Here is a 12,272-nt window from a genome sequence, read left to right as displayed (position 1 = left end):
TTTGTTGGGCGACAACCGGTTTGGTTCACCGGGGCCGCAGGCTGCGCGGAACCCCCGGCCGGGGATTCCGGGCTGATGGCGGGGGTCAGTTGAAGCTGTCGCCGCAGGCGCAGGAGCCGGTGGCGTTCGGGTTGTCGATGGTGAAACCCTGCTTCTCGATGGTGTCGACGAAGTCGATCGCGGCACCCTGCACGTAGGGGGCGCTCATCCGGTCGACGGTCAGCTTGACGCCACCGAACTCGGCGACGAGGTCGCCGTCGAGGCTGCGATCGTCGAAGAACAGCTGGTAGCGCAGACCGGCGCAACCACCGGGCTGCACGGCGATCCGCAGTGCCAGGTCGTCGCGGCCCTCCTGATCGAGCAGCGCCTTCGCCTTACCGGCAGCCGCATCGGTCAGCGTCACACCGTGGGTGGTGGTCTCGTTCGGTGCAGTCATGAAGTCTCCTCAGGACCCGTGGTCATCCCGTGAACAGCGCACGGCTCGAAGCTGTCAACGCCACTTCGCGGGTGGCTATTCCAATCTTGCCACTCTCGCGCGGTCGCGCCCCAGTCCGTATACCCATTCGCAGCCGGGCCGAATACCTGCCGTGCTTGTTCTGCTCCCTACCGACCGTACTCCGGTGCCGGGCGGAAACGGCCGGTTAGCGGCGGGTGAACGCCGGACTATGGCGCAGGACACAACAACTCGGCGAACCGGATTTCCAGGGCGGTGTGCCATCGAATAGCCTGGTCGGCGTGAAGTTCCTCCGCCGCGGCGATGCCAGCAAGACCGACGACCTCGCCGACCAGACCTCGGGCGCCGCCGCCGGTGAGTCGGGCGGCTCGGCCGACACCCCCGACCGGGCGGCCGCCACCGCCGGTAAAGGGCGACCCACTCCGAAACGCCGCGATGCCGAGGGTAAGCGGCGCGGTCCGGTCGCGCCCGCGCCGCTGACGGCGAAGGAGGCGCGGGCGCGCCGCCAGGCCAACCGCGGCAATCGCGCCGAGCGCAAGGCGGCCGCCGCCGATCGTCGCGCCGCCGCGGCCGACCGTCGCGCCCGCATGCTCGCGGGTGAGGACAAATACCTGCTGCCGCGCGATCGCGGACCGGTCCGCGCCTACGTCCGCGATCTGGTCGACGCCCGCCGCAACCTGGTCGGGCTGTTCATGCCCCTGGCGCTGGTGCTGATCCTGACCATGTTCCTGACGCCCGCGGTGCAGGCCTACGTCACGCTGGCCATGCTGGTGATGATGGTGTTCATGGTCGGCGAGGGCTTCCTGATCGGCCGCACCATCAACAAGCGCGTGCGGGAGCGTTTCCCCGACGACACGAGTTCGTCGCTGTCGCTGGGCTGGTACGCCTTCGTCCGCGCCTCCCAGATCCGCCGCATGCGCGCCCCCAAACCCCGCGTCAGCCCCGGCGACGCCGTGTAGCTAGGCCCTGCGGACAGGTGCGTGGGTGGGGTCAGGGGGTGGGGTGGTCGGCTGGGTGCCTGGTGCGGGGGATTCCCTCGTGTTCGCGCATGCCGGTGATGGCGCGTAGTTCGATGTCGAGGCGCTGGGCGTCGCGGTCGTCGATGTTGCTGGATCCCGTTGGGGGGAGGGTGATTCCGTGGTGCAGGAAGACCCGCATCGCCAGCACGATCATCACGATGAACAGGAAGGAGAGCAGGTAAGTGAGCATGGCAGTAAGTTTCCCTCCATCCACTTCCTGCCACCAGTGGCAGTTGCGTCATTGTTCGTAAATATTCGGCCACGTACACTGTGAGCATGTTGTCGAAGGTCGCCGCGGTGCTCAGCCAGAGCGTCGCCATGTTCGAATTCGGCGTCCTCTGCGAGGTTTTCGGGCTGGACCGGCGCGACGACGGGTTGCCCGCCTTCGATTTCCGGGTCTGCGGGGCCGAACCCGGCCGGGCGCTGACCTCCAGCACGCCCGGGATCACGGTCACTCCCGAATACGGCCTGGACGAACTGTCCGGCGCCGACCTGGTCGCCATCCCCGCGTACCCGGTCGCGCCGGGCTACGAGTTCGACCCGCGCGTGGTGCAGGCGGTCCGCGCCGCCTCCGAGGCGGGGGCGACGGTGCTGACGGTCTGCTCGGGCGCGTTCCTGGCGGGCGCGGCCGGGCTGCTCGACGGGCGCAAATGCACCACGCACTGGCGCTACGTCGACAAGCTCGCCGAGCGATACCCGCAGGCCACCGTCGATCCCGACGTGCTGTTCGTCGACGAGGGCAATCTGATCACCAGCGCCGGGACGGCCGCCGGTATCGACGCCTGCCTGCACCTGGTGCGGCGGGAGCTGGGCAGTGCCGTCGCCAACAAGATCGCCCGGCGGATGGTGGTACCGCCGCAGCGCGACGGCGGGCAGCGCCAGTTCATCGAACGCCCGATGCCGGGATACGAGTCCGACAGCCTGCGCGAGACGCTGCTGTGGATGGACGAGCACCTGGACCTGCCGCACACGGTGGAGGATCTGGCCGCCCGCTCGGCCATGTCGACGCGCACCTTCGCCCGCCGCTTCGTCGCCGAGACCGGCACCACGCCGGTCAAATGGCTCACCAATCAGCGCATCCTGCTCGCCAAACACCTCCTTGAGGACACCACCCTGGACCTGGAAACCATCGCGGGCCGTTCCGGTTTCGGCTCCGGCGCCCTCCTGCGCCACCACTTCCAGCGCCTCGTCGGCATAGCCCCCATCGAATACCGCCGCCGCTTCGGCGCCTGACCTCCCCCTTGTTCATTGCCGCACCCTTTGCGTGTTCCCGCACCCTTTGCATGCCCTCGTACGGGGTGCGGGAACGAACAAGGGGTGCGGGAAGGGCGACGGGTGTGCAGGTCGTCCGGGGTCGGGCGGCGATTGGTACCGTTCTGGCGTGGTTGACGAAGCGGCGGGTGGGCGAGCGGTGCGGACGCTGGTACTCGGCGGTGCGCGGTCGGGGAAGTCGGCGTTCGCCGAGGAGCTGGCCGGGCGGGCCGGGGCGGTGCGATATGTCGCGACGGCGGTGCTGGATCCGTCCGACGCCGACTTCGCCGAACGCGTTGCGGCGCATCGAGTTCGGCGGCCGGGCGTGTGGAACGTGGTCGAGGGCGATCCGGTCGCGGTGCTCGCGGAATCGGCGCCGGTGACGCTGATCGATGATCTCGGCACCTGGCTGACCGGCCGCATCGATGCGCGGGCGGACTGGGAGTCGCCACGCGGCACCGTCAAACCCGACGCCGACGCCCTGGTCGCGGCCGTGACGGGCTACGACCGGCGCCTGGTGATCGTGAGCCCGGAGGTCGGGCTGGGCGTCCTCCCCGCGACCAAGTCCGGACGCCTGTTCCAGGACGAGATCGGCGAGCTGAACCAGCGGATCGCCGCGGCCTGCGACGAGGTCTACCTGGTGATCGCGGGCGTGCCGACCCTGATCAAGGGTGCCGGTGTGGCGGGGGTGTCCGCGTCGATGACAGCGGCCGGTGCGCCCACCGCAGGGTCTGTCGCGGGTACCGAGTCCGCCCAGACCTCTGCGGGCGCGGCCCTCGCCGCGGCAGCGGCCAGCTCGTCGGCTGACGGTTCCGGAAAAGCTGGCGACCGGACCTCTGCGGATGGCCCTGCGAGTCCTGGTGCGGCAGTGGCCAGTTCGTCGATGGCAGGTGCCCCAACTGCCGACCGGACTACCTCCGGTGTCCCCGAGACTCTCGGCACGGGGCCGGAAGGCTCGTCGGCGGCAGGCGATTCCGATGCGGAATCACCGACTGCCGTCGCGGCGGGCGGTTCCGGCGCGGAATCCGCGGTGGAGGGCGCCGAGGCGCTCGCGGGGGATGTCGCGGAGATTCCTTCTGTCGCACCGGAATTCGGGCCTGTTGCCGCGCCTGATGCGCAGGTGTGGGCCGAGGCGCAGGCGCGGCAGCTCGTGCTCACCAAACCGGCGGGGGCGCTGGGGCGGTTGGAGACGCTGGGGAACTGGGTCGCGGCGTGCCAGGGGGTGTGCCCGCCGCGGCAGTTCGAGCGGGCTCGGGTGGTGGTGTTCGCCGGGGATCACGGCGTTGCGCGGCACGGGGTTTCGGCCTATCCGAGTGAGGTGACCGCGCAGATGGTCGACAACTTCCTGGCCGGTGGCGCCGCGGTGAACGCGCTGGCGCGGCTGGCGGACGCGACCGTGCGGGTGGTGGATATCGCTGTCGAGGGCGATACCGACCCGGTCGTCTCCGGGCACAAGGTGCGCCGTTCGAGCGGCAGCATCGATCGCGAGGACGCGCTGTCCGAGGCCGAGGTGCACGCGGCGCTGGCCGCCGGTAAGGCGATCGCCGACGAGGAGATCGATGCCGGCGCCGACCTGCTGATCGCCGGGGATATGGGCATCGGAAATACCACGCCCGCAACGGTTCTCATCGCCTCGCTCACCGATACCGAGCCGGTGCTCGCGGTCGGGCGCGGCACCGGCGTCGACGATGCCGGGTGGATGCGCAAGGCCGCCGCGGTCCGCGACGCCATGTGGCGGGCCCGCACGCACCGCTACGATCCGGTCGCGCTGCTGCGCGTCGCCGGTGGTGCCGACTTGGCCGCCGCCGCGGGCTACCTCGCCCAGGCCGCGGCCCGTCGCACTCCCGTGATCCTCGACGGTCTGGTGGTGACCGCCGCCGCCCTGCTCGCCGAGATGCTGGCCCCCGGCTCGAAGGCATGGTGGGTCGCGGGACACCGCTCCACCGAACCGGCCCACGCCCAAGCCCTGAGCAGGCTGAGCCTCGAACCGCTGGTGGACCTCGACATGCGGCTCGGCGAGGGTTCGGGCGCCCTCACCGCCCTCCCGATCCTGCGCGCGGCAGTCGCAACCCTCACCGACATGTCGACCTTCGCCGAGGCAGGCGTCAGCACCACCGAAACCACCTCGCCCCCCTCGGAAGTCGCCCCCTGACCCGCCCCGTGAGCCACCGCACCCCAGTCGACCGGACCCGACGGATCGGCCCGCCCGCCGCACCGGCCCGCGACAAGCGAGCAATCCGGTCACCGAGACGGAGCCAACCCCCGGTGCCGCCGCCGGTTCCGCGCACCCCCTCCGTGTTCCCGCACCCCCTGCAAGGTCCTGCAGGCGGTGCGGGAGCAGGTACAGGGTGCGGGAATGGGGGCTGCGCGCGGAGCGGACGGTTCGGTCTGCGGGCGGGATCGGCTCGTGGCGAGCGAGTGGCCCGGTCGTCGAGGGGGAGTGGGCTGCTGGTGTCGCGGCGGGTTTCGCGCACCCCCTGCGTGTTCGCGCACCCGTTGCGTGGGCTTGTAGGGGGTGCGGGAGCAGGTACGGGGTGCGGGAATGGGGGCCGGGCCGTCGCCGCTGTTCGGGGTGAGCGATCGCGAAGTGCTGGGGGGCAGGTGGGTGACTGCGGTCGTTTGGTCGGGGGCCTTGGCCAGGGCGGCCTCGTTGCCGAGCTTTGCTGTGGCGCCCGCCGATTCCTTCGCCGGGGGTGTGGCATTGAGGCGTGGTGGGCGCGCAGGGGAGAGCGCGTGCGTGTCGGATGGGGTGTTTGGGGATGAGGGGGGTTCGGTTGGTGGTGTCGTGGTTGACCGTGTTGCCGGTTCGTGGGCCGGGGGTTGTGGATCGGGGGGCTGCGGGGCGGGCGATTGGGCTTGCGCCGTTGGTGGGGCTGCTGTTGGGTGGTGGTGCGGCTGCGGTGCTCTGGGTATCTGCCTCGGCGGGAACGACTTTCGCGCTGGGTGGGGTGCTGACGGTGGCGGCGCTGGCGCTGGTGACGCGGGGGATGCATCTGGACGGGCTCGCCGACACGATGGACGGGCTGGGGAGTTACGGGCCGCCGGAGCGGGCGCGCGAGATCATGAAGAGTGGCGGTGTGGGCCCCTTCGGCGTCGTCGCCCTCGTATTCGCCCTGGGCATACAGGCGCTGTCGTTCGCGGCGCTCGCGGAGCAGGGGCGGTGGTTCGCGGTGGTCCTGGCCGTCGCGGCAGGTCGCGTCGCCGTCGTGTGGGCCTGCCGTCGAGGGACTACGGCCGCGCCCGGCGCCGGGTTCGGAGCGCTCGTTGCCGGAACGCAGCCTCTGCTCGTCGTCGCGATGTGGTCGGTAATCGCCCTCGGCGCAGGCATTTTCGCCGTACCCGCCCATCCTTGGCTGGGAGTGGTCGCCGTCGCCGTAGGTCTCGCCGCCGCCTGGCTGACAGTCCGCCACTGCCTCCGCCGCTTCGGCGGCCTGAACGGCGACATCCTCGGCGCCGCACTGGAATTGACGGTAACCTGCACCGCCGTTGTATCCACACTCCAGCCCTAGCACGCTGTACCGGAGGTGACCGCAGATCGATGCCGACATCTTCGTCGGGTACGCATAGGCCCCGCCGATAGCGCGTCGCCGACCACCGCAGCACCCCGCCACTGCACCTGTACCGCCGAGATCCACGTTCCCGCACCACTTAGCTGTTCCCGCACCGTCTGCAGGAGCCTGTAGGGGGTGCGGGGTCACGTAAGGGGTGCGAGGGCGATGAGTTTGGAGGGGTTGGCTCGTCTTGATATGGGGGTGGGCTGGACGGAGGAGAGTTATGCGGGCGTTGATTTTGCACATGATGGTGAGTCTGGACGGGTTTGCGGCCGGGCTGGATGGGGACCTCGAGTGGGTCGGGGTCGATGATCCGGAGCTGGACGGTTACCTCGGCGAGTTGCTCGGGAGCGTGGACGCGCAGATCTTCGGGCGTAAATCCTATTAGCTGCTGGCGCAGTATTGGCCTCAGGCGCAAGAGAATCCGGCAACCCCGGGTGACGCGAAGCTGGCGGCGCTGGTCAACGGGCTGCCGAAGATCGTGGTCACGTCGCGGCCGGATGCCCCGCTGGACTGGCGGCCCGCCTCGACCGTCGGCGCGGATCTGACGGCCGAGATCGCCGAGCTGAAGCGCAGGCCCGGCAAACCGCTGGTCCTGTTCGCCGGTGCGTCGACTGCCCGGGAGTTCCTGCGCCGCGAACTGGTCGACGAGATCCGTCTGCTGATCTTCCCGGTCCTGCTGGGCGCGGGCGAGCCGCTGTTCACCGACGGCACCCGCCGCAACCTGCGATTCGTCGAATCCCGGGCGTTCCCCACCTCGGGCGTCGTCCTGCAGAGCTACCGGTAGCCACCGATCAGACGGCCGGGCCGTCGGCGGCTCGGGCGAAGTAGTCGAAGAGGAATTCCTGCTGTTCGGGCGTGTAGCCGCGGATGATGTCGCCGATCTTGCGGCGCGTGGGGGCGAGGACCTTGTCGAAGTCGGCGGGCTGCGATGGGCTCGACCACGGCCTTGCCGCGGTCGGCGGTGCGGCGGGTCCAAGACCGAATGGTGCGAGCGGCCGTGAACGTATCCACGAGGTTCAGCGGATATCGGCCCAGCCGGTGCGGGTGACGATTTCGGCGGCGATGTCGGTGACCGTGCGATGGTCGGTGCCGACGCGATGCACCCATGCCGGTGCTTCGCGATCCAGTCGTTCGGCCATGTGTTTGCTGCGATGGAGGTGGCGCTCCAGCGCCGTGCCGATCTCGCGCCGCGAAAGTCGTTGTCGTGCGGTCTCATCCGTGCAGGTGAGCAGGATGCCGATCGCGGCCGGGGCGTGGCCCATGGCGGCCGTCAGCTGGTCGGCGACCGCGGGCAGGACGCTGGCGGTGTTGGTGTAGATCATGCGGCGATAGCCGAGGGCCCGATAGTTCGACCACATGGCGGCGAGATTCCGCTCGGCCAGGTTGTGCTCCTGCGGTGCGGGATAGGCGAGATCGAGCAGGTCCCCCTCGATCAGGCAGTGCCGCACACCGGCCTCCGACAGCCGAGCGTGCAACTCGTGCCCGACGCTGCTCTTGCCGACTCCGGCCCGCCCACCGATCAGCAGGACCTCGGAACCGCTCACCGGCGATATGCCTGGGTCGCCCGGTCGCGAGCGGCGAACGAGCTGCCCGGCCGTACGGCGCTCAGCCGCGGGCCTCGATCCGGGCCCGGATCTCCGGGCGGCGGAGTGGTGGGATCGTCTTCGGCGGGACCTTGCGCTCGGGCAGTTCGGCCAGCAGCCGGGTGGTGACGGCGGCGATATCGGCGACCGCGGCCTCCACTACGTCACGGTTGGCGGCGGAGACGCTGGACAGGCCGCCGACCTTGCGCACGTACTGCAGCGCCGCGGCCTGGATCTCCTCGGAGGTCGCCGCGGGCTCCAGCCCGCGCAGGGGAGTGATGTTTCTGCACATACCCTGAGGTTAGCCGCGCCGGGTGACAGGTACGAGGCCGCGAACGACCGCACCGGATGACCGCCGGTCAGAGCCGGACCGGGTAGGTGGGTTCCTGGATCTGGGGTTTGATGCGGTCCTCGACGAAGATCCCGTGCCAGATCATGAAGACCAACAGGGTCCACAGGCGGCGGCTGTGGTCGGAGGCGCCGGAACGGTGCGCCTCCAGCATCGCCTTGATCGCCGACTTGTCCAGCAGATGGTCGGTCTGGGAGTCGGCGATCTGCGCGGCCGCCCAGTCGTGCAGCTCCGGACCGCGCAGCCAGTGCCGCAGCGGCACGGGGAAGCCCAGCTTGGGGCGGTGCAGCACGTGCGGCGGGACGATGGTCTCGAGCGCCCGGCGCAGCGCGTACTTGGTGGTGTCCTTGGTGATCTTCTGGTCGAAGGGAAGCTTCTCCGCGACCGCGAACACCTCGGAGTCCAGGAACGGCACCCGCAGCTCCAGCGAGTTGGCCATGGTCATCTTGTCGGCCTTGACCAGGATGTCGCCGCGCAGCCAGGTGAACAGATCCAGGTGCTGCATGCGCGCCACCGGATCCATGTCGGCGTCCTGCTTGGCGTAGATCGGGCCGGTCACGTCCTGATGGGTCCACTCGGGACGGAATTCCCGGAGCACCGAACGCAATTGGGCATCGTTGAAGCTGCGGGCGTTGCCGTAGTAGCGCTCCTCCAGCGTCAGCGAGCCGCGGTGCAGCAGGCTCTTGCCGCGGGTGCCCTCCGGAATCCGGTCCGACAGCTTGCCCGCCAGCCGCCGCAGGCCCTTCGGCAGATATTCGAAAGGCTTGAGCGACAACGGCTCCCGGTAGATGGTGTACCCGCCGAACAGCTCGTCGGAGCCCTCACCGGACAGCACCACCTTGACGTGCTTGCGCGCCTCCTTGGCCACGAAGTACAGCGGCACCAGCGCCGGATCGGCGACGGGATCGTCGAGATACCAGACGATTTCGGGAATCGCGCCCGCGAAGTCCTCCGGGCTCACCGTGCGGATGTAGTGCTCGGCGCCGATGGCCTCGGCGGTCTCGGCCGCGACGTCGGCCTCCGAATAGCCCTCCCGCTCGAAGGCGGAGGTGAAGGTCAGCAGGTTCGGGTTGTGCCGGATCGCCAGTGCCGCAATGGCGGTCGAGTCGATGCCGCCGGACAGGAAGGCCCCGACGGTCACGTCGGCGCGCATGTGCTTGGCGACCGAATCCTCCATCACCTCGGCGATTTCGCGGTAGCGGGATTCGGCGGTGTTCGGGCGGCTGGGCGACTGTGGGCGCCTGCTCGGCGTGTGGGCCGTCTCGTCCTCGGATTTGCCGAACGGCACGACCCGGAACCGGGGCTCGAAATACCGTGTGACGCGCGGCTTCTCACCCGGCTCGAGCATGGCGTAGCAGCCGGACTCCAGGCGCCGGACGTTCTTGTGCAGCGACTCGGGCTCCGGTACGTACTGCAGCACGGTGTAGTGCTCGAGCGCGCGCACGTCCAGCTCGTCCGAAAGTCCCAGCGCCGGAAGCAGTTCCAGCAGGCTCTTCTTCTCGCTGGCGTAGGCGGTGCCGTTCGGGCCGGTCGCGACGAACAGCGGCTTGATGCCGAACGGGTCGCGGGCCAGCACCAGCTTGCGCTGCTCGGTATCCCAGATCGCGAAGGCGAACATGCCGCGCAGCCGGGCGAAGACCTCGATGCCCCAGTAGTGATAGCCCGCGACGATCGACTCGCCGTCGCCCTCGGTGCGGAACTGCGCGCCGTGCTCGGTGGTCAGTTGCTCGCGCAGCTCGAGATAGTTGTAGATCTCGCCGTTGAACGCCAGCGCGTACCGTTCCGGGTTCTCCGGCGGGCCCCAGAACAGCGGCTGGTGCGAATGTTCGATATCGATGATCGACAACCGGTTGAAGCCGAGGATGATGTGCTCGTCGTGCCAGGTGCCGCGCTCGTCGGGGCCGCGGTGGCGGCCGCACTGCAGCGCGTCGTAGACCTGGGTGACGACGTCGTCGGTCGCGACGTCAGCGGTCAGAAATCCGAGCAGTCCACACACTGCGTCGAGAACCTCGTTTCCGGGATCGGGTGCGGGCAGGACGAGCGAACCCAGCCTCCGAGTATGCCGTACGGGGGTGCGCCATGTTGCCCCGGCCAAAAGCATGCCGGGGATGAGGTGGGGGAGCGTGCTGGGGGTGAGGTGGAGGAGCATGCGGGTGGGTGAGGTGGGGGAGCGTGCTGGGGTGAGGTGGAGGGGCGTGGTGGGTGAGGCGTTTTCCTGAGGAATGGGAGGTCGTCGGTGTGTCGAATGCGACCCGGGCACAACGCGGTAGGCGGTTTGGTCTACGCTGCGTAGTACTCGGGAACTCCCGGGCCGGACCGTGCGTTTGCACCGGTCCGCCCATGATCCCCGAACGTGCTGGATATTGCGTTGCCCGGTCCGCGCCGGGCGGCGGCGAGTCGGTTAGACGACCAGGAAGGCGTTGAGCGTGGCGCACAAGGCGAGCGAAGCGACAGGGGCACGCCCCGGCGGGGGCTCTACCTCCGGCGGACGGGGCCGCACCCTTCGGCGGGCCGGGCTGGCGGTGTCCATGGGGATCACCGTGCTGCTCGTCTCGGGCTGCTCGATCGACAATCCCGTGCTTCGGTTCGGCTGGCCCACGGGTGTCACCCCGCAGGCGACCCGGATGCGGGAGCTGTGGACGTGGTCGGTGGTCGCCGCCCTGGCGATGGGTGTCCTGGTCTGGGGTCTGACCTTCTGGACCGTGGCCTTCCACCGCAAGAAGTCGAACTCGCCGGAGTTCCCGCGCCAGACCGGGTACAACGTGCCGCTGGAGCTGACCTACACGGCGATCCCGTTCGTGATCATCGCGGTGCTGTTCTACTTCACCGTGGTCGTGCAGAACTACGTGCACGAGAAGGTGTCCAACCCGGATGTCGTCGTCGATGTGACCGCGTTCCAGTGGAACTGGAAGTTCGGTTACCAGAAGGCGGTGCTGGCCGGTGGCCAGGTCTACGACGGCGCCGACAAGGAGCGCAACTCCCTCAACCAGGAGATCATCGAGGAGTACAAGGAGCGCAAGGTCGACGGCCACCCGCAGCCGGGTCCGAACAACGGCCTGCCCGCCAACGACACCTCCTACCTGCACTACGACAAGATCGAGACGATCGGCTCCAGCCGGGAGATCCCGGTGCTGGTGCTGCCGACGGGCAAGGTCGTCGAGTTCCAGCTCGCGGCGGCCGACGTCATCCACTCCTTCTGGGTGCCGGAGTTCCTGTTCAAGCGCGACGTGATGCCGAACCCGAAGGAAAACCACTCCGACAACACCTTCCAGATCACCAAGATCGAGCGGGAGGGCGCCTTCGTGGGCCGCTGCGCGGAGATGTGCGGTACCTTCCACTCGATGATGAACTTCGAGGTCCGGGCCGTGAGCCCGGAGAAGTTCGAGCGCTACCTGCAGGTGCGCGAGAGGGGCGCGACCAACGCCGAGGCGCTGGCGAGCATCGGTGAGTCGCCGGTCTCGGTGACCACGCACCCGTTCGACACCGACCGCACCGCGCGCGAAGCCGCCCAGGCCGAGAGCAAGTGAGGACTGAACTGACATGAAGGTCGAAGCACGCATCTTCGAGCTGCTCACGGTGTTCTTCATCATCGTGGGCGTCGTCTACGCATTCTTCACCGCGCAGTCGCGCACGGGCGTCGAGTGGGCCGGTACCACCGCGATCGTGCTGACCGCGGGTCTGACGCTGATCGTCGGCACGTACTTCCGTTTCGTGGCCCGCCGCCTGGACCTGCGGCCGGAGGACTACGAGGACGCCGAGATCGTGGACGGCGCCGGCGATCTGGGCTTCTTCTCGCCCGGCAGCTTCTGGCCCATCCTGATCGCCGCGGCCGCCTCGGTGACCGCGATCGGCTTCGCGTTCTTCCAGATCTGGCTGATCGGCGTCGGCGTGGTGTGCATCCTCATCACGGTCGGCGGCCTGGTGTTCGAGTACCACCTGGGCCCCGAGAAGCACTAGCGCACAGACAGATACGGCCCCCCCGGCGAAAAAAAAACGGGGCCCCGTGGTCGTGATGGCGAAAATAATAAATAAGGGGGGGTGTGGGGCGGAATAAAACAGAGG

The 12,272-nt window shown here is 69.1% G+C and carries 13 protein-coding genes; 8 read left to right on the top strand and 5 right to left on the bottom strand.

Features of this window, described 5'->3' with window-relative positions:
* Positions 1-85 precede the first annotated feature (85 nt).
* Positions 86-436, bottom strand: coding sequence for an iron-sulfur cluster assembly accessory protein (locus tag QH290_RS14530; protein WP_068033002.1), 351 nt, complete (start codon positions 434-436; stop codon positions 86-88).
* A 299-nt stretch (positions 437-735) separates the two neighbouring features.
* On the opposite strand from QH290_RS14530, the gene QH290_RS14525 reads away from it, so the two are divergent.
* On the top strand, positions 736-1,413 hold the full coding sequence (locus tag QH290_RS14525; protein ID WP_280383306.1) for a DUF3043 domain-containing protein: 678 nt from the start codon (positions 736-738) through the stop codon (positions 1,411-1,413).
* Between the two features lie 31 nt (positions 1,414-1,444).
* Here the strand turns inward: QH290_RS14525 and QH290_RS14520 are convergent, their stop codons facing one another.
* Positions 1,445-1,663 carry a hypothetical protein gene (locus QH290_RS14520; RefSeq protein ID WP_280269883.1) on the bottom strand — a complete coding sequence of 73 codons (219 nt, stop codon included), beginning with the start codon at positions 1,661-1,663 and terminating at the stop codon, positions 1,445-1,447.
* Positions 1,664-1,749: 86 nt separating this feature from the next.
* Here QH290_RS14520 and QH290_RS14515 point away from each other — a divergent pair, with 86 nt between their 5' ends.
* From QH290_RS14515 to QH290_RS14495, 5 genes are all read left to right on the top strand, one after another.
* A complete protein-coding gene (locus QH290_RS14515) occupies positions 1,750-2,706 on the top strand; it encodes a helix-turn-helix domain-containing protein (RefSeq protein WP_280269884.1) in 957 nt (318 codons plus the stop codon).
* Positions 2,707-2,854: 148 nt separating this feature from the next.
* On the top strand, positions 2,855-4,876 hold the full coding sequence (gene cobT, locus QH290_RS14510; protein WP_280383304.1) for a nicotinate-nucleotide--dimethylbenzimidazole phosphoribosyltransferase: 2,022 nt from the start codon (positions 2,855-2,857) through the stop codon (positions 4,874-4,876).
* Positions 4,877-5,483: 607 nt separating this feature from the next.
* Entirely contained in the window at positions 5,484-6,233 is a 750-nt protein-coding gene (locus QH290_RS14505) for an adenosylcobinamide-GDP ribazoletransferase (RefSeq protein ID WP_280383302.1), read from the top strand.
* Positions 6,234-6,498: 265 nt separating this feature from the next.
* Positions 6,499-6,663 (top strand): dihydrofolate reductase family protein, encoded by a 165-nt coding sequence (locus QH290_RS14500; RefSeq protein ID WP_280383301.1) that lies wholly within the window; start codon positions 6,499-6,501, stop codon positions 6,661-6,663.
* Positions 6,664-7,062, top strand: coding sequence for a dihydrofolate reductase family protein (locus QH290_RS14495; RefSeq protein ID WP_342213736.1), 399 nt, complete (start codon positions 6,664-6,666; stop codon positions 7,060-7,062). It abuts the gene before it with no gap.
* Between the two features lie 232 nt (positions 7,063-7,294).
* Here the strand turns inward: QH290_RS14495 and QH290_RS14490 are convergent, their stop codons facing one another.
* The 3 genes from QH290_RS14490 to asnB all read right to left on the bottom strand — a co-directional run bounded on the left by QH290_RS14490 (position 7,295) and on the right by asnB (position 10,206).
* Positions 7,295-7,822: an ATPase gene (locus tag QH290_RS14490; protein ID WP_280383298.1), complete on the bottom strand. Its 528-nt coding sequence runs from the start codon at positions 7,820-7,822 to the stop codon at positions 7,295-7,297.
* Positions 7,823-7,883: 61 nt separating this feature from the next.
* On the bottom strand, positions 7,884-8,153 hold the full coding sequence (locus QH290_RS14485) for a DUF2277 domain-containing protein (RefSeq protein ID WP_280269890.1): 270 nt from the start codon (positions 8,151-8,153) through the stop codon (positions 7,884-7,886).
* Between the two features lie 67 nt (positions 8,154-8,220).
* On the bottom strand, positions 8,221-10,206 hold the full coding sequence (gene asnB, locus QH290_RS14480) for an asparagine synthase (glutamine-hydrolyzing) (protein ID WP_280383296.1): 1,986 nt from the start codon (positions 10,204-10,206) through the stop codon (positions 8,221-8,223).
* Between the two features lie 532 nt (positions 10,207-10,738).
* Between asnB and ctaC the strand changes: the two genes are divergently transcribed.
* Positions 10,739-11,737: an aa3-type cytochrome oxidase subunit II gene (gene ctaC, locus QH290_RS14475; protein ID WP_280266807.1), complete on the top strand. Its 999-nt coding sequence runs from the start codon at positions 10,739-10,741 to the stop codon at positions 11,735-11,737.
* Between the two features lie 13 nt (positions 11,738-11,750).
* Complete coding sequence (locus QH290_RS14470; protein WP_280266808.1) at positions 11,751-12,167, top strand: cytochrome c oxidase subunit 4; 417 nt, start codon at positions 11,751-11,753, stop codon at positions 12,165-12,167.
* The last annotated feature ends 105 nt before the right edge of the window (positions 12,168-12,272 follow it).

This window comes from Nocardia wallacei, assembly GCF_029869545.1.
In the GTDB taxonomy this organism is placed as follows: Bacteria; Actinomycetota; Actinomycetes; order Mycobacteriales; family Mycobacteriaceae; genus Nocardia; species Nocardia wallacei_A.
This window is presented reverse-complemented; position numbering and strand designations above follow the sequence as displayed.